The sequence below is a fragment of the Crateriforma spongiae genome (genome assembly GCF_012290005.1).
Classification (GTDB): domain Bacteria; phylum Planctomycetota; class Planctomycetia; order Pirellulales; family Pirellulaceae; genus Crateriforma; species Crateriforma spongiae.
The window spans coordinates 524,727-546,734 of sequence record NZ_JAAXMS010000003.1 but is presented as its reverse complement, the minus strand read 5'-3'; the positions used below and the strand labels follow the sequence as shown (position 1 = coordinate 546,734).

13 protein-coding genes are annotated in these 22,008 nt (G+C 56.8%); 3 read left to right on the top strand and 10 right to left on the bottom strand.

The genetic code is table 11. The features are described from left to right. Nucleotides 1–10: 10 nt before the first annotated feature. From HFP54_RS10165 to HFP54_RS10150, 4 genes are all read right to left on the bottom strand, one after another. Entirely contained in the window at nucleotides 11–877 is an 867-nt protein-coding gene (locus HFP54_RS10165) for a DUF1571 domain-containing protein (protein WP_168565046.1), read from the bottom strand. A 147-nt stretch (nucleotides 878–1,024) separates the two neighbouring features. Continuing rightward, on the bottom strand, nucleotides 1,025–2,731 hold the full coding sequence (locus HFP54_RS10160; protein ID WP_146415158.1) for a hypothetical protein: 1,707 nt from the start codon (nucleotides 2,729–2,731) through the stop codon (nucleotides 1,025–1,027). Nucleotides 2,732–3,041: 310 nt separating this feature from the next. Next, nucleotides 3,042–3,656 (bottom strand): RdgB/HAM1 family non-canonical purine NTP pyrophosphatase, encoded by a 615-nt coding sequence (gene rdgB, locus HFP54_RS10155; RefSeq protein ID WP_146415160.1) that lies wholly within the window; start codon nucleotides 3,654–3,656, stop codon nucleotides 3,042–3,044. A 192-nt stretch (nucleotides 3,657–3,848) separates the two neighbouring features. Then, nucleotides 3,849–4,988 carry a hypothetical protein gene (locus HFP54_RS10150; protein ID WP_168565045.1) on the bottom strand — a complete coding sequence of 380 codons (1,140 nt, stop codon included), beginning with the start codon at nucleotides 4,986–4,988 and terminating at the stop codon, nucleotides 3,849–3,851. Between the two features lie 452 nt (nucleotides 4,989–5,440). On the opposite strand from HFP54_RS10150, the gene HFP54_RS10145 reads away from it, so the two are divergent. After that, a complete protein-coding gene (locus HFP54_RS10145; protein ID WP_235951538.1) occupies nucleotides 5,441–9,181 on the top strand; it encodes a DUF7133 domain-containing protein in 3,741 nt (1,246 codons plus the stop codon). Nucleotides 9,182–9,193: 12 nt separating this feature from the next. Here HFP54_RS10145 and HFP54_RS10140 read toward each other — a convergent pair whose 3' ends face one another. Both HFP54_RS10140 and HFP54_RS10135 read right to left on the bottom strand, forming a co-directional pair. Beyond that, nucleotides 9,194–11,020, bottom strand: a complete 1,827-nt coding sequence (locus HFP54_RS10140) for a DUF885 domain-containing protein (protein WP_168565044.1) — start codon at nucleotides 11,018–11,020, stop codon at nucleotides 9,194–9,196. Nucleotides 11,021–11,139: 119 nt separating this feature from the next. Continuing rightward, the gene (locus HFP54_RS10135) at nucleotides 11,140–11,718 is read right to left on the bottom strand and encodes a GNAT family N-acetyltransferase (protein WP_168565043.1); all 579 of its coding nucleotides are present in this window, start codon (nucleotides 11,716–11,718) and stop codon (nucleotides 11,140–11,142) included. Between the two features lie 230 nt (nucleotides 11,719–11,948). On the opposite strand from HFP54_RS10135, the gene HFP54_RS10130 reads away from it, so the two are divergent. Both HFP54_RS10130 and HFP54_RS10125 read left to right on the top strand, forming a co-directional pair. Further along, a complete protein-coding gene (locus HFP54_RS10130; RefSeq protein WP_146415170.1) occupies nucleotides 11,949–12,968 on the top strand; it encodes a quinone oxidoreductase family protein in 1,020 nt (339 codons plus the stop codon). A gap of 303 nt (nucleotides 12,969–13,271) precedes the next feature. Next, nucleotides 13,272–16,385 (top strand): glycoside hydrolase family 2 TIM barrel-domain containing protein, encoded by a 3,114-nt coding sequence (locus HFP54_RS10125; protein WP_168565042.1) that lies wholly within the window; start codon nucleotides 13,272–13,274, stop codon nucleotides 16,383–16,385. Nucleotides 16,386–16,419: 34 nt separating this feature from the next. Here HFP54_RS10125 and HFP54_RS10120 read toward each other — a convergent pair whose 3' ends face one another. The 4 genes from HFP54_RS10120 to HFP54_RS10105 all read right to left on the bottom strand — a co-directional run bounded on the left by HFP54_RS10120 (nucleotide 16,420) and on the right by HFP54_RS10105 (nucleotide 21,993). Next, nucleotides 16,420–17,301, bottom strand: coding sequence for a YitT family protein (locus tag HFP54_RS10120; RefSeq protein ID WP_146415174.1), 882 nt, complete (start codon nucleotides 17,299–17,301; stop codon nucleotides 16,420–16,422). A gap of 98 nt (nucleotides 17,302–17,399) precedes the next feature. After that, complete coding sequence (locus tag HFP54_RS10115; RefSeq protein ID WP_146415176.1) at nucleotides 17,400–18,011, bottom strand: DUF3124 domain-containing protein; 612 nt, start codon at nucleotides 18,009–18,011, stop codon at nucleotides 17,400–17,402. A 144-nt stretch (nucleotides 18,012–18,155) separates the two neighbouring features. Beyond that, nucleotides 18,156–20,408, bottom strand: a complete 2,253-nt coding sequence (locus HFP54_RS10110; protein WP_168565041.1) for a sulfatase-like hydrolase/transferase — start codon at nucleotides 20,406–20,408, stop codon at nucleotides 18,156–18,158. A 151-nt stretch (nucleotides 20,409–20,559) separates the two neighbouring features. After that, a complete protein-coding gene (locus HFP54_RS10105; protein ID WP_235951537.1) occupies nucleotides 20,560–21,993 on the bottom strand; it encodes a sulfatase-like hydrolase/transferase in 1,434 nt (477 codons plus the stop codon). Between the last annotated feature and the right edge of the window lie 15 nt (nucleotides 21,994–22,008).

Sequence of the window (22,008 nt, the reverse complement as noted above, 5' to 3'; positions counted from 1 at the left end):
CCAAGCGAATTCACCAGCCGTATTCAGGATTGCTGGTATCGAAGTCCATTTCGGACAACCCCACATTCACCTGGATATCTTCGAAGGTGTAGGATTCCAACAGTGGTGCGTCGTCTTGACCCTCGCTCGGCCATCCAAAACTTTGATACTTCAGAATCAGACTGCGCTGTTGGTCGATGAAGATTTCCGCCAGTGAAAAATCATCAACCCGGCCGGATGGCTTGGAACGGTTGACCTGAATCAGCGTCGCAGTTTGATCGTCAAAGGGCACGTCTTCCTGAATGACGACGGACACATTCGGATCGCCCAAATCGGCCTGACCGCGTTCGTGCAACAGTTCGACCATTCGTGTTTGGCCCAGTTCACTGATCGGGTAACGTTGCCCCTGCATCGCCAGCGCACCGTTGGGATCCAGCGGTGGAATGGGAACCAATCCCAGCATGCCGGTTTCCTTGACCCACAGTTTGCCGTTGGTCAGATCTTCCGCCCAAATGACTTGACGTCCACTGTCGCTGCCGGGTTCCAAGAACTTCAAATACACCCGCATCGGCGCCCCTGGTCGTCCGCCACGGTGGCGTGTTTGAACCTTCATGAACATTTTGGACACCGGGCTTAGCACGCCGTTGGCGTCACGTTCCTGCTTGACGAATGTTGCGGTGTAATCGTCGACGTTGGCGACCAAGGACTCTTTCGCCTGGGCGGCCATTTCCAACACGTCCTGCAGGGTAGCTTCAGCAGCCGAATCCTGGTCGATCAAAACGGACGTCGGCGCCGCATCCGTCTGCACACTCTGTTGTCCCTCGGGCCAGAACAACAGCACCGTTGTGACCACCACAAAAACGCCAGTGGCCAGGATCCATGTTTTTCTTTTCGACATACGTTTGACGCAAGTGATAAGCGTCCAACGGCGAACCGGTTGGCCGTGGACGTTGTTGGTTGCCAATACGAAAAAGCTGGAGACACCCTCGTGGGATGCCTCCAGCTTTCATCATTTTACTCGTTCCGCCAATACGGTCGACGATGCTTAGAAGTCACCGCCGGCTTGTTTGGCCGCCTGACCGGCTTGGATTCCAGCACCGACGGCTTTCAGCACGCCTTCGCCGACAACCAGGTTTGCCTTTTGGCCGCTGGGAATCGAATTTGCCGTGAACTCGACCTGACCCGATAGGTTTTCGTTGGTCAGGGATTGCACCATGGCATCGATCACCGGATTCGATTCGATCGAACGCACGTACTTCAAGATCGGCAACATCAAGATGCGTCCTTGCGACAACGCTTCACCAGCGGCTTGATTCGTGGCTCCTGAATCGATCAGTTCTTTGGCCAAATCGACGCTGGCATCTCCGATGGCCACATAGACCGCTTCATCGGCGGTCCCCACGTAAACCTTCAGCACGTCGCCGAGCACTTTACGCGCTTCGTCTTCGCTTTCCGGAACGTCGGCTTCGATCAAGTGGATTGTCACGCCACCGTACTCGGACATGTCGAACTTGAATCGCGGCGTGTTCGGCTTGCCTTCCAACTTCGCCGCCAAGTCTTTGACGACTTGGGCCGCTTCATCGCCGTCGGAAACGAACGTTCCCATGGCGAATTGCAAGGATCCCGTGTCGGCCAACAGAACACCGCCGGCGTCGGTCTTGCCTTCGGCGATCGAATCCATGACCAAACCGGCAACCGCGTCAATCAATTCGTTGACGTCGGCCATTTCGTCTTCGTTCAGTTCGTCGGATTGTTCCAACGCCTTTTTGACCATGGTGACCGAACCGCTGATGCTATCGCGACTCTGTTCCACCAAGGCCGGACCCAGCGAAGCGGCACCGTGGAAATAGGCGGCGGCATCGTCACGAATCACGCTGGCAAAGCGCGACGGGATCGGCTGTTGGTCGCTGTACATCGCACTCAACTTGCTGCCATCAACGGCGACAAATCGAGAATCAAATTCCAGCTGTTTGGCTTCGACGTTGGTATTCCAGCCGACAAACAATTCTTCGGTGTCTTCGATCAACTGTTCCAGCTGATCCAGAGTCGATTCGGCGTACGCGGCGGACTCATCATCACTGCCGCCTTGTCGTTCCATGGCTTGTTCGAAGCCCTGACGCAGTTGTCCGATCAACATCGCACGAACGTTGGCGGGGACCAGTTGCATCTTCAGCTGAACCGCCAAGTCATAATTGTTGCCCATGCCGGCGAACAAAGTGGTCGGATCATTCGGGACGGTCGACAGCATTTCGCGTTTGCGGGACACGATCGCCCAGTCACCACTTTGCTTGATGTAGATCACGGTTCCCGCGACGCTGATCACGTAGGTCCCGTCATCCAGTTCGTCGAAACCGCCGGTTTGTGCCTCAACCGTTTTCAGCACGGTGCGGACGTCTTTGGTCGGAATCAGGGCGACCGGTTCGGGAGCGCCGTTGACCAAGGGCAACGTGATGGCGATCGGCTGGGTGGTGTCCACGCCGTTGGTGAACATTGCACTCATGCCCAAAAAGATCCCGGCGGCCTGTGGCTGGCCCACGGCGGACGCCAGGTACTGCACGTCCTTTTGCAGCTTGCTGACGCTGCCGAGCGTCAAGACGACCACCGGCTCGGAAACCTGACCGCCGGCGGCCGGGTTGGACGATGGCGCCAGTTGCTCTTGGGCTTGCGCAATGCTGCCGGCGGTCGGGACCGCGGCGACAAGCATCGCTACAACAGCCGCACGCAGTGAAAGCGTCCGGAAAAGGGAACTCATCGGTTTTTCATCCTTAGATGTCGGGACTTCAGAACTGGAAAACTCATTTTTGCCGTCGCACCCGTGCAAATTCAGGTCCACAGCGTTCTAAACAGTTTTACCCCTGGTACGGCTCGCCGGTTTCAGCGGCCGCCGGAAATTCAAATTTTGATCGGTGAATTGTTTCGACAGGAAACCACCCGGACTCGGGCGCCGCTATCGGACACCTGGTGGTCCAGCCGTCGAAAACGCTGATGCCGGTCCGGTAACGACCGCCTTTGAGAAGTGGGCACCACCGCCACGATGCCGGGGCGCAGGATTTCGATCGGATTCAGGCCACGCCGTCGGACCCGATCAGCCGCAAGAAACGCGGCAAAAACTGACGAAGCGCCCGGCTGCGGTGGCTCAGTGCCTGTTTGACCACCCAGTCCAGTTGCCCGAACGTTTGATGGTATTCACGCAACTGAAAGATCGGGTCGTAACCGAACCCGCCCTGACCGTGCCGCTCGGTAATGATCCGGCCACGACAGATGCCTTCGGCCGTCAGGCGGACCGCACCGTCGGGGTCCGAAAGACAGAAGGAACTGGTGTAGTGGGCCGACCGACGCTCCGGTGGAACCCCCTGCAACGCATCCAATAACTTATTCAAATTCGCCTCGTCGTCTTGTGCCGGACCTGCATAGCGGGCCGAGAATACACCCGGGGCCCCATCCAAAGCGTCCACGGACAAGCCGCTGTCTTCGCCCAAGACCCAGACGCCAAGGTGCTTCGCTTGCTGGCAAGCTTTCTTGGCAGCGTTTTCGGCAAATGTCGTCCCGTCTTCGACCACATCGATCGGGTCGGGGAAATCCGCCAGCGTTTTCAGCCGTACACGATCGGCGGGCATCATGCGTTGGATTTCGACAAGCTTCTTTTGATTGCCGGTTCCTAAGACCAGTTCGAACATCAATGAATCAACCGTCGATTCGGAACTTACGGACGGACGTGTCGGTCGAACCGGCGTGGACGCTGCCCGGTGGGCGAGCCCCGCTTGCATCCCTGTGGCCCTGATCTCGAGCTAGAAAAACTCGAGCCCAAAAAATTTGGCTTGGATCAAGAGCCATGCTGGGTTGTTTTTGACCGACGTCGGCCGGCCAGTCTATCGACTGAACGCGCGGCTGTAGAGGCTGCGTTTGGACGGCTTGGGAACGGCGATCGGCACCGGCTGGACATCGAACGGGATGTTCGCGACGTGATTGGCGGCCGTCTGGTTGTTCTGTTTCAGCTTGCCGGATTGAGCCAGTTGGCGATTGACGTCTTCGGACACGTTGAACGCCCGATACTTGTCCATCACCTGACGAATCTCGCGTGCGTATTCAAACGTCCCGTCGGGCAGTTCACGCCCCAGGTTATCAAAACCGCCGATCGTCACGATCGATTTGTCACGGTCATGGAACTGAAACGCTTGGACGCCCTGTTTCCGCAACTCCGTCACCATCTTGCCCGCGTCAATGGCGCACTTGTCCAGACGTTCGGGGCTGGGGGTAAAGTTCTGTTCGAATTTCCCGTTGGCGATCAAGCCGAACCCTTGGAACGTTCGCACAACGACGGTGTATTTCGCTTCGCACTGCAGCAAGCTATGCGGCATGTCCTTGTTCAAGCTTTCGACGAACGAATCGACACGTGGCGATTGAAAGTACTCCGGCGGCAACATCGGGTTGCGAGTCATGAAAGCGGTCGACATCGGACCGGCTTCGTTGTCGCGGGATTCAAGCAGCTTTTGGTGAACCGCTTTGATCGCCGTCACCGGATTCATCAAATTCGTTTCCTCCGCCATCACCTGCTGATCGTTGAAGATCGCCGGCGTCGCGGACTTGATTTGACGCAAGTGTTTCTCCGCATTGGGGTGCTCCAAATCGTCATACTCGCCCACCAAGACGGCGTAGGCTTCGTATTCGTAAGGATTGGCGTAGCGAACCCGTCGCGTTTCGTGCGGCTTGGCTTTGGGTCCATCGGTGAAGTCAAATTTTTCCTTGTACACGAACGTCGGCAGGTTCATGCTGCTGCTGAGCTCGCCGGCCAAGCGTTCGGCTTTCTCTTGGCTGTTGGGGCCCACGAATGTATGAGCCAGAATCATCCAAGGCCCATCTTCCACCGCCAACGCACGACCATTGGCGGCCGTTTCAATCGGCTTGGCGGATTTGTTGAACATCCGCGACAAGAACTTGGGAGGTTCGGCGACGGCCGGCATCGCGGTCGCGATCAACAGGATCATCATCGATCCGGTGGGACGGTTCATGAATCTGCTTTCCGGTGACGGGGGGGGGAGGGTGACGGTGAAGCGTTCGCCTTGACCGCCGTCACGCCGATGCGTGGTGGGCGGCCCGAACAGCGGACATAGCAAAACCGTCCAATCGGGCGAAAGACGGCTTGGAAAAATCACGGCGACCTGGAATTCGCCGGCCTCGCCGAGCCGCCCAAACGCCGTCTTGGCGCCGCAGATTTTGGTCGCATCGAACATCACGCCGGTGGATCGGGGGGCGTCCTAATTTCTATTGCCCCCGATAGGGAACACCCGCTACGCTGCCGCCGGCGTGAACCGGAATTGCGCCGATTGCCCCCACCGAATGAACCGCCATGGAAGGATTGTCTGCGATGGTTCGCTTCCGATTTTGTGACTCCGGCGCGCCCCGCTGCGCCGTGACGTCCATCGCCAGCCATTGGATTTTCGGCCTCGGAATGATCGTGCTGATGAGTCCGATCGTCGCCGGCACGGCCCTTGCCGAAGAAGCCCAGTGGATCTGGACCAGCGGCACGCAAGTCTCCGATGCCATTCCGCCCGGCGAAACATGCTACATCCGCAAAGCCATCAACCTGCGTGTGGCGGCCGAAGCGATCATCGAAATCACCGCGGACGATGAATATGCATTGTTCGTCAATGGCCACAGCATCGGCCAGGGCGAATCGTCCCGTGACATGCAGCAATACGATGTCAGCCAATACATGGACGTCGGTCGCAACATGGTGGCGGTCGCCGTGACCAACCGCACCGGCACCACGGCAGCCTTGGCAGCTCGGGTCAGCGTCCGCCCAGAAAACTCCGACCAGTGGTACACCTTCAGCACCGATGATTCTTGGCTGACCAGCATCGAAGCGGAACAGAACTGGCAATCCGCCGTCTACAACGATCGGTCTTGGACGCCCGCCAGTATGTTCGGGCCCTTGGGCGATACCGCCCCGTTTGATCAAAGCCAAGACGTCGTTGCCGAAGCCGAAGTGGAACGCAAAGAACGGTTCCAAATTCAAAAAGGTTTCGGCGTCCAACGCATCCTGAAAGACGACAGCATCGGCAGCGTCATTTCGATGGCCTTCAACGAGTTCGGCCACCTGTTGCTGTCTCGTGAAAACGGCCCGCTGTTGTTGGTCCACGACAAAGACGATGACGGCATTCCGGAAAACGTTCGAACCTATTGTGATGAAGTCCGAAATTGCCAAGGCATCTTGCCGCTAAACGGCGACGTCTATGTGACCGGCCAAGGCCCCGACGGCTGGGCGTTGTATCACCTGCAAGACTTGGATCGAAACGGTTCGCTGGAAGAAATCGAAACGGTTTTGAAGTTCGCCGGCAAAGGCGGCGAATACGGCCCGCATGCCTTGCGTCTGGGCCCGGACGGCATGATCTATATCTCGATCGGTGGCCAAGCCCAAATCAAAGGGCGAACGGGCAAAGGCGAAACGCTGATCAATGTTTATGAGGGTGACCTGCTGCCACGCTATCAAGATCCCGGTGGTCATGCCCGTGGCGTTAAAGCCCCCGGGGGCACCCTAGTTCGAACCACCACCGATGGCAGCGTGGTGGAACGCGTCGCCGGCGGCATCCGCAACGCCTATGACTTCGTCTTTCATCCCTCCGGCGCTCTGCTTGTGCACGATTCGGATATGGAAGCCGACGTGAACACCCCGTGGTACCGCCCGACCGCATTGTTCGACGTGACCGAAGGCGGCGAATTGGGTTGGCGTCCGGGATGGGCCAAGTGGCCGAATCACTACTATGACCGTCTGCCGAATTTGCTGGACACCGGTCGTGCCAGCCCCACCGGCGCCGTCACCTACGAACACTACATGTTCCCGATTCGCTATCACAACACGGTGTTTTTGGCCGATTGGTCAGGCGGACGAATTTTAAGCGTCCGGCTGAAACCGCGAGGTGCCAGCTACATCGCCGACAGCGAAGTCTTCCTACAGGGTTCGCCGTTGAACGTCACCGATGTGGATGTCGGTCCCGATGGCGCGCTGTACTTCTGCACCGGCGGTCGGAAAACTGCGGGCGCGGTCTATCGCGTGATCTACAAAGGCGAAATTCCTGATCGGATGAAACAATTGGGCACTGGCATCGCCGCCGCCGTCCGCCAGCCTCAACTGGATGCCGCTTGGACGCGTCAAGAAATTGCCGCGATCAAACGTGATCTGGGTGAAGATTGGGCGGCCCAAGTCGCCGGTGTCGCCTACAGCGATGACAATCCACCCCACTATCGCGTCCGCGCCCTGAACTTGATGGAACTGTATGGTCCGACACCCAACGAAGCTCTGTTGATTCAGCTAAGCCAGACGGCGGCCGAATCGGTTCGTGCAAAATCGGCAACCCTGTTGGGACTGCATCCCAGCGACCGAGCCGCCGAACGCTTGGAAGAAATGCTGACCGACGACGACCTGATGGTTCGACGTGCGGCTTGCGAAGCAATCCTACGCAGCGACCAAATTCCCGAATCGGCCGAAAACGTGCTGCCGCTGTTGGCCAGTGACGACCGAACCCTGGCATTCGTCGGTCGACGCGTCCTGGAACGCATCCCCACCGACGTCTGGGCTGACGATGTCTTGGCGTCCGACGACCGACGTGTCGCTTTGGTCGGCATGCTGGCTTTGGTCATTGCCGAACCTACCGAAGCCAACGCGTTGGACGTGATCGATCGGGTCAACGTGATGATGGACGGATTCCTCAGTGATGCCGACTTCATTGACCTGCTGCGATTGGCCCAAGTCGCATTGCATCGCGGCCAAATCGACCCCGCGCAAGTCCCGGAATTGGCCACACGTGTCGCCCAAGAATTCCCGGCCGGTGAATCACGCATCAATTACGAAGTGATCCGCCTGGCGGGTTACCTGCAATGCAGTGATGTGGTTCCGCGTGCCTTGGAATACCTGACCTCCGATGCGGATAGCGATGACAAGACACTGGTCGCGATGAGTCTGCAGTTCATCGAACATCCGTGGACCGCACGCCAGCGATTTGAATTGCTGAAGTACTTCGAAAACGCCGCCAACGACGTCCAGTCCGGTGCGTTGTCGATGTACATGATGCATGCGACTCGTGACTTCGCACGCACGCTGTTGGCCGAAGACATCGACGCAATCTTGGAACAAGGTGCAACATGGCGAAATGCAGCATTGGCGGCGATCTATCAACTGAAACGACCGATCGGTGCCGACACCGCCCAGACCCTGATCGGCTTGTACGAAGACTTGGCTGACGACGAACGCAACGGCGAAGTCGAACGCCGTCTGCGAACCGGTGTCGTTGCCATGCTGGCGACCTGTCCCGACGACGTGGCGCAAAACTATCTGCGACAGCTGTGGCGTGACGAACCGAACCGACGCAATATCCTGGCCATGGCTTTGGCCCAACACCCCGACGGTGACAATTGGGATTACCTGATCCGCAGCCTGGGCATCGTCGAAGACGCAGCCGCCAACGAAGTCATCAACGCTTTGCAAAAGGTTCCGTTGGCCACCGACGATCCGATGGCTTTGCGACAGCTGATCCTGATGGGTCTGCGGTTCGAATCGACCGGTCGCGATTTCGAACTTGTCGAAAAACTGCTGGAACACTGGACGGGTCTGCAGCGTCCCGAAGACGCGAAAAAGGAAATGCGTCCTTGGCAAAAATGGTACGCCAAGACCTATCCGGATCGTCCGCTGGCCGAATTGCCAAAGAAAGATCTGTCACGTTGGGACTTTGACCAACTGGTGGCCGTGCTGAACAGCAATGACAGCACCGACGCGGATCCACACATGGGTGCGGAAATTTTTGCCTCGCAAGCCTGTGCCAGTTGCCACACGGTGGGCGACAGCGGGGAATCGGTCGGCCCCGATTTGACCAACATTTCGCGGCGATTCACTCGACGCGAAATTGTGGAATCGATCCTGTACCCGTCGCACATCGTGGGACGTGACTTTGCGTGCAAGAAAGTGGTCACGCTGCAGGGCGACGTCTACATCGGCATGGTCACCGAACAACGCGACGGCGGTCTTCAGATCCGCGACAGCAACAACGAAGTCGCGATCGTCGAAGCCGACCAAGTCGACCAGATCTTGCCCAGCAGTATCAGCATCATGCCCAGCGGCTTGTTGGACGATCTGTCACTGCAAGAAATCAAAGATCTGATGTCGTACCTGGGTGTCGTTGAACCGGTGGATGTCGCCAGCCGACCGTAACCGGCGATCGCATCACGGGACATCGGCGCGTCCGATGTAATCTTTCACCCGCTGTCCCAACACGGGCAGCGGGATGGAACCGGCCCCCAGAACGACGTCGTGAAATTCACGCACGTCAAATGAATCGCCCAAAGCCTCTTCGGCCTGATGCCGCAAATCGGTGATGTACAGTTCGCCGACCTTGTACGCCAGCGCCTGACCCGGCCAACCGATGTAACGATCGACTTCGGCCACCACGTTGTGCTCCGACAACGCGGTGTTGGCCTTCATGTATTCGATTGCCCGCTGTCGGGACCATCCCAGGGCGTGAATCCCCGTGTCGACGACCAGACGGCTGGCCCGCCACGCTTCCATGCTTAATCGGCCAAAGTCCTGGTACGGATCCTGGTAGAAGCCGATCTCTTTGCCCAATCGCTCGCTGTACAACGCCCAGCCTTCGATGAACGCCGTGAAGCCGCTTTGTTTTCGGATCGGATGCAGCCCATCCAATTCCGCCTGCAAAGCCAATTGCAGGTGGTGCCCGGGAACCGCTTCGTGCAACGACAACGCTTCCAATTGATAAAGCGGCCGGGCGGGCAGGTTGTACGTGTTGACATAGTAAAAACCGCCTCGTGAACCGTCGGTGGCCGGTGGCCAGTAATACGCCGATGTCGTTTGCGGCGCAACGAAGGCTGGAATTTCGCGAATGCCATAGGGGATCCTTGGCAGTCGACCGAAAATTTCGGGCAAACGTCCGTCGGCACGTTTCAAGACATACGCGACTTCCTTCATCAGTTGTTCCGGCGTCTCTGCATAGAACTCCGGTGCAGTCCGTAGATGCGTCAAGAATTCCGGCAATTCCCCGTCGAAGCCCACATTCACGCGGATCGCATCCATCTCTTTGCGAATCCGTGCGTTCTCTCGAATGCCCGTCTGATGCAATTCGGTTGCCGTCATGGGCAACGTCGTGAACTTCAAGATCTGGCTGGCGTAAAACTCCCGCCCGTTGGGCAATGCATACGCGGCCACGCTGCCACGGCACGCCGGAACGTATTGGTTTCGCAGAAACGCCGCGAATCGGCGATACGCCGGAACGACGGTTGATTCGATCGCCTGGATGATTTGCAGCCGCAGCGTTTGCCAGCGTTCCGGATCCAGTCGTTCGATCGACTCCGGCGTGATGTTGGTTAAAAACAGCGACTGTTCGGCACCATCCACCACATGGGCTTCCGCCTGGGAAACGCTGTCCCGCATGATAATCGCCGGCTGTGTCAGTCCGGCGTCCATGCCCGCCTTCAGCAACGTGATCTGCTGATCGGTGTAACGTCCAAAGTCGTTCAAACGGGCGATGTAGTTTTCGAAATCCTGCGCCGACTTTAAATTCATTGTTCGCGCAAGTTCGGGAAAGCTAATGTGGAAGCCTTCTCGATTGTTGATCGGCATCAAATGCGTTTGAAAGCGATAGTCATCCCGCTGACGACTCAATCTCCGGTGCAACAAATCGTGATCGATTGCGTCTTGCCGGTTCAGCGATTGCGGATCGATGTTTTCCAAACGCCCTAAGAACTCCGCCCGTTTTTCAAATCGACGCTCGATCGCCTGGATCGAATCATCGGCCAAGCGATCTTGGCCCCGCGGATCTCCCACGTCGGTGGCCAACATCGGCGATTCATCCAGTTCAAACTCCCAAACGTCGTCCATCAAACGCCGCAGCGTTGGATCGGCGGGGCCAGCGGTGCTGACAGTCGGCGGATCGGATGATTTCGGGGAAGCTGTTTGTCCACATAGATCAGGTGACAGCGGACAAACGGCGATCAACACCGCTGCAATGACAGACGGCACGTTTCTGCGAAGCTTCATCAATGGTCTCGTCCAACGGCTGACAGGGCCGACCCCACCCGGAGTCGTTTCCGATCCAGCTTATCGCAGCACGCAAAAAGACGTCAGAGTTCGCCGAAACGTTTTCGCCGGACGGGGGATCAGAGGGCCAAAACCCATCCAGGCTGGTCCACGCCGATTTCAATCCCGCCGGGTGATTGGATTTTCGGAACCCTGCTGAATTGAATGTGTCCGATCCCGGACCGCCAAACGGATCCGACCGATTGCATTCCGAACCGTCGAAAGGCGCGCATCGACGGCTGATTGGTCCAATCGATCGACGCCATCAGGTGATCCACATCGATCGTGCGTGAGTCCAATGCTTGGCTGCACATCGCGGCAATCAAACGACGGCCACGGTGCTGTGGATCGGTCGATGCGTTGAAGATGTATCCCACACGATTGGGCAATTCCAACGTCGTTCCCAAGTGGACTGAACGGCTGAAGTTCTCCTCGCTGGGAACGCGGCCGGTCACGATCCACATCGACGACGCTACTTCGTCGCCACGCCGCATCCGCACCTGAATTCGATCCCCCTGCGGCAGCACTTCACAATGATAGCCGTCAGGAATCCCGTGGACGTTCGCGTCAATTCGATGCACATGCATCAGGTTCGTGACCTCCAACAGTCCCATCCGCACCGCGATGCGATAGCCTAATTTGGTTGCGTTTTCAAACATGGGGCGTTTCTTGGCACATTCAAAGCAAAGGATTCCGTGCGGCGGTCTGCAACCTACTTCACGACTGCACCGCGACTGCGACAATCAGCCACAAGCGTGTGACTTTTTGTCACGTCCGATGTTGGTCAAATAGACTTTGTCATCTGTACCGGTGCTGCGGATCGTTCCTAATGCGCCAGGTTCCGTGCAGGGGAACCTTACCTAACCGCGATCGACATGACGATTCGAAGATGAAAGCTTTGGTTTTGCATCAATTACAGACTCCGCTGACGCTGCAAGAGCGTCCGGACCTTGATCCGCCGGCCGACGGCGTGGTGGTCTGCGTAAAAGCGGCGTCGCTGAACCGGCGGGATCATTGGATCACCCAGGGCATGTACCCCGGCATCCAGTTGCCAGTGGTCTTGGGGTCCGACGCGTCAGGTGTGGTGATCAAAACAGGGGCTCGTGTCGGGAACTATTGGCAAAACCGCGCGGTGATCATCAATCCCGGCCAGCAATGGGGTGATAACCCTGCCTTCCAAGCCGACGACTTTCATATCACCGGGATGCCCAGCGACGGGGCTTTCGCAACGCAGATGGTTGTCCCCGTGAGCCAGCTTCACGAAAAACCGCTGCATTTGGATTGGCGGCAAGCTTCCGCCCTGCCGTTGTCCGGCGTGACGGCGTTTCGTGCGCTCTTTACCCAAGGCAAAGCCGAAAAGGGATCGCGGGTTTTGATCACGGGCATCGGCGGTGGCGTCGCGTCCTTCGCGTTGCAGTTTGCGGTTGCCGCGGGCGCCGAAGCCTGGGTCACGTCATCGTCCCCGCTGAAAATCGACCAGGCGATCGCCTTGGGGGCCAACGGCGGATTCAACTACAAGGACGACGCTTGGCCGCAACGCGCGATCCAAGATGCGGGTCAGTTCGATCTGATCATCGATGGCGCCGGCGGACCGGGCTACGCCGACCTGCTGAAAGTCGCCGCGTCCGGCGGCACCATCGTCAGCTACGGCGCAACAACAGGTGCACCGGACAAGTTGGATTTGTTCAAGGTCTTTTGGAAGCAGTTGCGTCTGCAAGGATCAACGATGGGCTCCCCCACCGACTTTGAAAACATGATCGCTTTTGTGGAACGACACCAAATCGTGCCAGTGATCGATGAAGTGTGTCCGCTGGAAGAAGGCAACTTGGCGTTGGAACGCATGCAGTCTTCCCGCCAGTTCGGCAAGATCGTTTTGTCGATGGATCCCGGCGTCGACGCCACACTGTGATTGTCCGCCACATTGATTGCTTCATCCCAACGGCGACAACGACACAATGTCGCGCCATTCGGGGATGATGTGATCAGCGACGGACTTCACCATAATGGGTCCTTCGAATTCAAATCTTCAATGCGTCCCTATGCCCCAAGCCCATCGCTTGCTGCGACGACTTGGCGTGACGCATCTCCCCAATCAACTCGATCACCGACGATGGCGTTTCAGTTCACGCGTAATTGCCCACCGAATCATTTCACCGCCATTGTTCGTGCTGGCTCTCTAGCCTTCGTTCTGGTGTGCCTGTCCGGAAATACGTTGGCTCAGAATCGTCCGTCAACCGCATCGGCCGATGTTCCAGCGGAAATCGAAGATGCATCGATCACACAGATCAACAAACTGGATCCACGCAGCAGCTATTGGCCTTTGCCTCCCGACGCAGCCCCGACTTTGCAATACGCCGATTCCCCTTGGGTGAAATCATTGAACGGGACTTGGCATTTTCACTGGTCCGCCGATCCAAAGGGGCGCGCAACCGACTTTGTCGACGATCCGGCCAGTGTGGATGGTTGGGCCGAGCGGATCAAAGTCCCCGCGACTTGGGAACGTGAAGGTTACGGGACGCCGCTTTACGTCAACATCAAGTATCCGTTCCACGTCGACCCGCCCAGGGTCATGGGTGAACCCGATCCACAGTTCACGTCCCACGACGAACGCAATCCCGTGGGCACCTATGCCCGCAAGTTCCGAGTGCCCGACGATTGGACGGACGACATGCGAATCATCCTGCACTTCGGCGGCGTACGTTCGGCAATGTTTGTTTGGGTCAACGGAACCCAAGTGGGCTATTCCGAGGGGTCAAGACTGCCGGCGGAATTTGACATCACCGATCACGTGCACGAAGGCGACAACCGATTGGTGGTGCAGGTCTACAAGTTCAGCGACGCGTCGTACTTGGAAGACCAAGACTTTTGGCGTTTAAGCGGAATCTATCGTGATGTGTTTTTGTGTGCCGTTCCGCGACACGGCTTGTGGGACGTGTATGCAAAGCCCAGCGTCGACCTTGAAACCGAGACCGGATTTGCAAGTCTACAGTTCGTCGCATTGCCCGATTCGAACCTGGACGTTCGCACGCGCTGGCTTGATCCAGAAGGTCGTGAAATCGCCGTCGGCAATCAGGTTCGCATTGAAGATGTTCAGCTGTGGTCTCCCGACCATCCAGCGATATACACCGCCGATGTACAGGTGGATTCCAATCACAAAACCATCCAGCGGTTCTATTTGCCGGTCGGGTTTCGACACTTGGGTATCGACAACGGCATCCTGAAACTCAACGGTACGCCGTTAAAAATCCGAGGCGTGAATCGCCACGAATTTGATCCCGTCACTGGCTACGTCATGACGCCGGAACTGATGCGGCAAGACGCGAAGTTGATGAAACAAGCCAACATCAACTTTGTCCGCACCGCCCACTATCCTCATGACCCGCGTTGGTATCGCATTTGCGACGAGATGGGATTGATGTTGATGGATGAAGCGAACGTGGAATCACACGGTTTAAGCTATCACAAGCGGGTCTTGCCCGGCGATCAACCCGACTGGTCCGATGCCGTTGACCAGCGGATGCGGCGCATGGTCGTCCGTGACCGCCAACACCCCAGCGTGATGATGTGGTCACTGGGCAACGAAGCGGGCTATGGGAATGCGTTCACGCGAATGTACAAGACTTGCCGCGAACACGATCCGGAAAAGCGTTTGATTCAATACGCCGACATGAATCTGGCTGCTGACGTTGACAGCCAGACCTACCCCGACATCCAGTGGCTGCAGGACCACGTCGCCGGCAAAGCCAAACGGAAAAGTGAACGCGGCAAACCATCGTCGGCGGAACAACACGGTCCGTATCCTTCATCACGCCCCTTCTTGATGAATGAATACGCACATGCGATGGGAAACAGCGTCGGGAATTTGGCCGACTACTGGGAAACCATTCACCAGCATCCGATGTTGGTTGGCGGCTTCATCTGGGACTGGGTCGATCAAGCGTTGTATGCCGAACCAGATGATCCCAACAGCGGCTTTCGCTATGGCGGTGACTTCGGCGATTTCCCGAACGACAGCAACTTCTGCATCAATGGCCTGATCGGAGCCGACCGTCGCCCGCGTCCTCACTATTGGGAAGTCCAGAAGGTTTATCAGAACGTTCGTTTTGATGACTGGAAACCATCGGCGTCAACGATCACGGTTCACAACGATTTTGCGTCGAACAACTTGAATGACTTCCAATGGCGTTTCGTCATCTTTCGCAACGGACATCCATGGAAAGACGGCCGTTTGTCGGCTCCCGACGTTTCCGCAGGCCGGAGCGGTTCCGTCGACCTCAGCCCCATCACCGCGGTCTTGGATTCGATCGGTGACAGCGTGAACGAATACCATTTGCGAATCAACGTTGTCCAGTCTTCAGCCACCACATGGGCACCCGCCGATCACGTCGTTGCCTGGCAAATGTACGCCGTGCCGGGGCAACCGTCTTGCACCCCGACCTTGGAATTCGCCAACGGCAAGACGGAATCCGACGACCTGGGCATCACGGTATCTAACGACAGTGCGTCGTTTCATGTCGATGCCACAACGGGACGGATCGATCATTGGATTGTCGGCCAGGAAACGTTGTTGCGGGATCCCATGCGTTGGCACTTCACACGCGTGTGGACCGACAACGATCTGGGCTGGAAAGCCGACGCCAAGATGGCCGCTTGGGCCGACGCCGAAGAATCGATCAACGTCACCGAACTAACGGTTTCCACCGACGACGGAATACCAGTGGTCAAGGTGTCTGCGGAACTGCTGGATGGGCAGATTCAACTACGGAGTCAGTACAAGATGACCGAATCCGGTGGCATCGCAGCGACGTTTCGGTATCACCCGGTATCCAATCAAGCCATTGTTGATCCGGCACGTCTTGGGCATCAGCTATCCATTCCTTCGCAGTTCGGTCACATCGAATGGTTCGGTGGCGGCCCCCATGAAAACCACTGGGACCGAAAAACGTCCGCTGCTTTGGGGCGATACCGATCGACGATCGCGGACTGGGTGACACCATACGTACGCCCACAAGAAAACTCCAATCGTGGGGACGTCCGGCAAATTCAATTCGTCGCCGACGACGGCCGTACCATTGAATTTCAGGCAACCCACGGCCAACCACTATCGGTTTCCGCTTGGCCGTACACCGAAGATGACCTTCGCCGGGCCCAGCACAACGATGAATTGCCGATCCGGGACACCATCACGATTAACCTTGATCACCGACAAATGGGTGTTGGTGGTGACAATTCTTGGGGGTTGCCCGTGAACAAGCCCTATCGCATTGATCCGATGCGGACATACGAATGGGGATTCGTGATGACGCTGCAACAGCCTTCACCCTAACGAAGCACCAATGGCCGAACGGGCCGACAATTCATCAACCAATCGGCGTGATGTAGTATCGGTTCGAAACGCCTTCGATGTCGTGATGATAGTAAAAGCAATCTTGGTCGGCCTGTTCGACGGCGTCGATCAGTTGTGGCAACTCTTCTTGAGTCACGATGGTCCGGACCATTGCAAACGGTTCGCCACTGTGTCCACCCACGCCCGACTGGACGGTATAGGTTCGGTGCTGGCTGGTGTTTCGAATGGATTCGCCGACGGCGTTGTCGTTGCGTGTGATGATGACCAGCATCGTGATTTTGAATTTCTTGTACAAGTTGTTCAGCGTTTCGGTCGACGCAAAGATGTAGATGCAGGTGTACATCAATGTGTTGATAACCGATTCGACTTGGCCGTTCTTTAGCAAGTCCATCAGCATCCCAAACGCCGTCGAAGCAACCGCAGCCAGAACCGCGATCGAACCAACCGGACGCAAGTATTTCATCGCCAGATAGGCGGCCAAGACGTCTTCATCACCGGTCGAACCACGACGCTGAAAGGCCATGGCTTTTGCCACACCGGCAAGCAACCCTCCGAAGATGACCAAAATGATTCGCTCATTCTGGGGCTCAGGCTGGGCAAACTTCAATTCGGGCAGAATCGCCAAACACCCCACCACCGTCGCCACGACCAACAACGAACGGGCGGCAAACATCCAACTGACTTTTGCAAACGCGAAAGTCAAAACACAGGCTTGAAAGATCAAATACAACACGATGAACAGCGTGTAGCTGTCAAAGTAGTACGAGAACGCCGTGGCAACGCCCTCGGTTCCCGTCAAAATGACCTTCGACGGCAACACGAAATATTTCAACGCCACCGCATACAACAAGCCGGAAATCACCAGCCAAATGAAATCAATCGATTGACGCAACACGGATGTCTATTTTCCCTAGCAACGGGTCTGGTCGATCAGCAACAACACCGGGCCAGACGCGCTGCGGAAACACTTGCCATGCGGCGTCTTACCCAACGTCAATCGTTTCCCATCTCCGTGACTTCGTCCAGAGACTCATTCAAGACTCGCGCCGGCCGGACGAAAGAGATCCCCTGCATGTTGTCAGTGTCGATCATCACCGCTTCGACAACGGGACTGTTGACCAGTGACCCGGATGTCCACTGCACGATAAAGCTTGCTCCGCTGCCACCAGAGGTGTCTTTCCGCTCGATCACGAAATCGGTCGACGCCAGCGGGGCAAGACGCAAGGGTTTTTCCAAAAGTTGGCGACGACGTTTCCCGGTGGAATCAAAGTAGTCCACGCGGGTCACCACGATATCGTTTCGCTCGTCTGTGTTTCGAACCGATAGCGTGACCGCCAACAACCGCGGCTTGGCATCTTGGTGATAAACATGCGAATACGCCGGAACATACAGCGTTTGGCCTTGAACCGGATGCCAAGGCAATTCGACCAATTCCGTCCGCGCATGGTCGCGTCCACCCGGCTCCAGAGACTGGATTTCTGATTCCAACGCCTCGAAACGCAGCTCCAGAAAAGCCCAAAAAATCACCAGCGGGATTACGATCGCCAGCAAGATCAGGTATTTCACGAATCGAACGAACTTGTCGCTGTCAGATTCTGTGGACATGGTTGCTGGTGCTTGTCCGGTGGGCGATGCAAATCGAACCGACGCCGGTTCTTGAACCAAGGAACTTATCGAATCGCTGCTACACGTTGTCAATGCCGCTAGCGGACGATGATCCGCCCGACAACGTGCCGTGTCGTCGTTCGGTCATTCCGCCACGGCGTACAAAACACCCGCGTCCCAGTGCAGCGAAAGCCCTGTCGCATCGCTAGATCGTATCCGCGTTTGTGACAATGACGGCGACTGGTCGGCACCGGCCAAGCGGACCATTGCGATCCGCTGGCCAGGCCGCGGATGAAAATCGTCAGCCAATTGAAGCTGGATGGTTCCTGCAAGCGACACTTTGCCTTTGACGATCAATGGTGCCGGGGTGTCGGTACCCACATTCATCTGGATCCGACTGTTGGTCCCGATGGATAGATCACCGTGGATTTTGATCGATTCATCGATCTGCAAATCGCCGTTCAGAATAACATCAGCCGCCAAGACCCCGCTGCCTTTGATCCGGGCCGACCGCTGCACGTCGATCGTTCGGCGTGAATGAACGCTGCCGCCGTCTAATCGCAAAACGGAATGCTTGCCAAGCCGCAATTCATTGCGGGCGTTCAATCGTCGCCCCGACGAAATCGCCAACACCTGTGGTGCCGTCGACGTCCCTTCGACGTGCAGCGCCAACACGTTGGCGTCCTCATCGACCGTGACCGTTTGTTTTGCTGCCGATGCATTGACAATCTTCGCAATCCAGGACGCCTGCGGTGCACCGGAATCATGGATGTACTGAATCCCGTCGTTCTCGTACACATAATCGGACCATCGACCGGCATCATCGAATGCGCCGTTCCCTTTACCCGTCCATTCGTGATAGGTGACTGCAAATCCTTTGGGTTCGGTCACGCGTTCCAGCAACAGATCGCGTCGAAGTTGCTCAACCAAGTCCGAATGCTCCGACAACACATCGGTCGTTTCGCCGGGATCGCGCTGCAGGTCAAACAATTGATACTGTTCCGGACCTTTTCGTCTGACCCTGCGGATCAACTTATAACGACCTTGGATGATCGATTGTCCATCGGACGCCTCGTGAATCAGGAAAGGACGCTGGCGTGGGGACGGCCGACCGGTCAATTTCGAAACCAACGACACGCCATCGATTCCCAATGGTGGCGTCGTCCCCGCCAACTGACAAAACGTCGGCAACCAGTCGGTCACGTCGACCACGTCGTCGACGCTGGTACCCGGTCGGAGATGCCCCGAGGCGTGAATCGCGTCGGGCCATCGAACCAACAAGGGCACACGAATTCCGCCCTCAGCGATCGAGCCTTTGGATCCCGACAATCCGCCGTTGGCGTCCAGTTCTTTCAAGTTGTTTCCACGTGGGCCACCGTTGTCCGACTGAAAGATGACCAACGTCTGTGCGGCAATCGAATCGGAATCATCGCCGTCACCATTGGGATCATCCAACGCATCCAACAGGTTGCCGATGTGGGCATCGATTCGAGTCACCATTGCCGCCCACTGAACCGTTTGCCGTGACAAAGCATTGAAGTTCGGATCGTCACGATATTCGGAATCCCATTCGGGTAATTGTTCGATTTCACCAAAGGGCGCATGCGGGATCTGACAAGCCAAGAGCCCAAAAAACGGCTGACCGCTTTCCTGGTATCGTGCGGCACCACGCCGAACAAAATCCAAAGCCGCAAACGCATAGTGGTCGTCGCAATAGGACGGATCGGGATAGCCCGGATCTGATTGACGAGCCGGCAAGGACGGAAAACTCGTTTGGCGATAAGCATCCAACCGGTTGGGAACCAGCGTCAGTCCGCCCATAACATTCACGTCTTCGGAAGTCTTCCAAAGTGTGGGCTGGAAAAACGTGTGGGCACGGACGTGATGCAATTCCGCAAGCACGTCTTGGTAGCCGTGCGATGTCGGAAGTGTCTGTACGTTGACGATTCGCGGATCTTGCTGATCTTTCGATCCGCCATAGCCCCACTTTCCCCAATACCCGGTTGCATAGCCGGACCGTGACAGGCATTCACCGATGGTGATGTCGTCGCGGCGGATCGCCTTCTTGGCGTTATCCGGGTCATTGCGATCGGCAAACGTGTGGCCTTGGTGAAAACCGGTCTGCTGCGACGATCGTGCGGGCGAACAAACGTGACACCCATAGGCACGCGAAAAATTGACTCCCTCGCGTGCCAGTCGATCCAGACTGGGCGTGCGAACGTAGGGCAGCCCCTGATCTCGACGTGCGAACTGGCCGTTGGGTCCGATGGATCCCCACCCCATGTCGTCCACGTACAGATACAAGATGTTTGGACGCTTCGCATCGCCATCTGCGGCGACGCCACCGTTGGGCATCCAGAACACCGCGAAAGCGCAGACAAGCAGGAACGTTCGCATGATCGACACCCGAGAATCAAAACCGGACCACTGAACACGCGCCCGACTTCGAAATCAAAATCATCGGACGTCGCAGACGAATCGCCGATTCTAACCCGGTGTCATGCACGTCTGTGGCAGCAAAAAAACAGAACGATCGTTGTGCTAGGTTTCAGCGATTGTCGGTCGGCGGCACACGAAACTGATCGAAACGTTCGGCCGACCAAGCTTCTTCCTCTGGACGCAGCATGAACAACGGTCGTTCTAAACCGACTTCCCAGTCGAACAGCTTTTGAAACAGTTCTCGCACCTTGTCCGGATGTTTCGCCGCCAAGTCATTTTGTTCGCCTGGATCGTTGGCCAAATCGAATAGCTGTGCCGGACGATCAGGAAACCGCATCAATTTCCAATCCCCATCGCGAATCGTGCCTCGTGTTTCCTTTTTCCAGTACAGGGTCTGATGAGGCCTGCCCTGTTTTTTACCCTGCAAGTACGGCAACAAGTTCACGCCGTCCAGTCCATCGATCGATTCAGGGTCGCCGCCCGCCGCGGCCACGAACGTCGGCAGCAAATCCAACGTGATGGCCGGATCATTGAACGTCTCACCCGCCGGGACTTTTCCAGGCCAGGCGATCAAACCGGGGACACGTATGCCGCCTTCCAGATGCGTTGCCTTAACGCCGGCGAAAGGAAAGTTATTGGACGCATTTTTATCGCTGGGTCCGCCATTGTCGTTGCTGAACACGATCAAGGTGTTCTGGGACAAACCCAGGTCTTCCAATTGCTTCATGATCTGGCCGCAAGCCCGATCCATCGAAAGGTTCATCTGCGCAAGTGTGCGGCGATCGCCCGAAAGTTCGGGGAATGCATCGCGATCACGTCGGTCGGCCTGCAATGGCAAGTGCACCGCGTTGAAAGACACAAAAGCAAAGAATGGGCGGTCTTGGTTTTCACGAATGAAATCACACGTCGCATCGGCCAGAACGTCGGTCAGATAATCCTTAGGTTCTTGGTACTGCGCGAACTGACGCTCCAACAGATTTTCGCGTTGCGCCCTATCCGGATTCGGGTATGCGAAAAAGCTTCGTGCGCCGCCACGAAACCCAACGAACGTGTCGAACCCACGACGCAGCGGGTGATAACGATCGGCATAACCCAAATGCCACTTACCGAAAATGCCGGTGCGATAGCCTTGCTGTTGCAGCACTTGCCCCAACGTCGGAATCGTGGTTGGCATCCCCATCTCGGCATCCAGCTGTTGACTGCTGGGGCTCATCACCGGTGGCACATTGTTTTCTTCGAAACCGAATCGCTGCTGATATCGACCGGTCATCAAACCAGCCCGCGACGGACCGCACACCGATGCCGACACATAGAACTGTGTCAATCGCGTTCCCGATTCCGCCAACCGATCCAGGTTCGGCGTCTGCATCACCACGCTGTCGTGAAATCCGAAATCGGCATACCCGGCATCGTCAGAAAACAGCAGGATGATATTCGGTTTTGTTTCCGCGCCCGAAACGAACGTCGCAGACAAAACCAAACCGGTAACCACAAAAGCTTGAATCAAACGCATGGATGTGACCTGGATTAAAAAATGAATCATTGCGTACCGTGAACT

What these genes read in the sequence shown, in the direction of transcription:
- HFP54_RS10165 (WP_168565046.1), bottom strand. Translation starts at nt 877, where the DNA reads ATGTCGAAAAGAAAAACATGGATCCTGGCCACTGGCGTTTTTGTGGTG.
- HFP54_RS10160 (WP_146415158.1), bottom strand. Translation starts at nt 2,731, where the DNA reads ATGAGTTCCCTTTTCCGGACGCTTTCACTGCGTGCGGCTGTTGTAGCG.
- rdgB (WP_146415160.1), bottom strand. Translation starts at nt 3,656, where the DNA reads ATGTTCGAACTGGTCTTAGGAACCGGCAATCAAAAGAAGCTTGTCGAA.
- HFP54_RS10150 (WP_168565045.1), bottom strand. Translation starts at nt 4,988, where the DNA reads ATGAACCGTCCCACCGGATCGATGATGATCCTGTTGATCGCGACCGCG.
- HFP54_RS10145 (WP_235951538.1), top strand. Translation starts at nt 5,441, where the DNA reads ATGAGTCCGATCGTCGCCGGCACGGCCCTTGCCGAAGAAGCCCAGTGG.
- HFP54_RS10140 (WP_168565044.1), bottom strand. Translation starts at nt 11,020, where the DNA reads ATGAAGCTTCGCAGAAACGTGCCGTCTGTCATTGCAGCGGTGTTGATC.
- HFP54_RS10135 (WP_168565043.1), bottom strand. Translation starts at nt 11,718, where the DNA reads ATGTTTGAAAACGCAACCAAATTAGGCTATCGCATCGCGGTGCGGATG.
- HFP54_RS10130 (WP_146415170.1), top strand. Translation starts at nt 11,949, where the DNA reads ATGAAAGCTTTGGTTTTGCATCAATTACAGACTCCGCTGACGCTGCAA.
- HFP54_RS10115 (WP_146415176.1), bottom strand. Translation starts at nt 18,011, where the DNA reads ATGTCCACAGAATCTGACAGCGACAAGTTCGTTCGATTCGTGAAATAC.
- HFP54_RS10110 (WP_168565041.1), bottom strand. Translation starts at nt 20,408, where the DNA reads ATGCGAACGTTCCTGCTTGTCTGCGCTTTCGCGGTGTTCTGGATGCCC.
- HFP54_RS10105 (WP_235951537.1), bottom strand. Translation starts at nt 21,993, where the DNA reads ATGATTCATTTTTTAATCCAGGTCACATCCATGCGTTTGATTCAAGCT.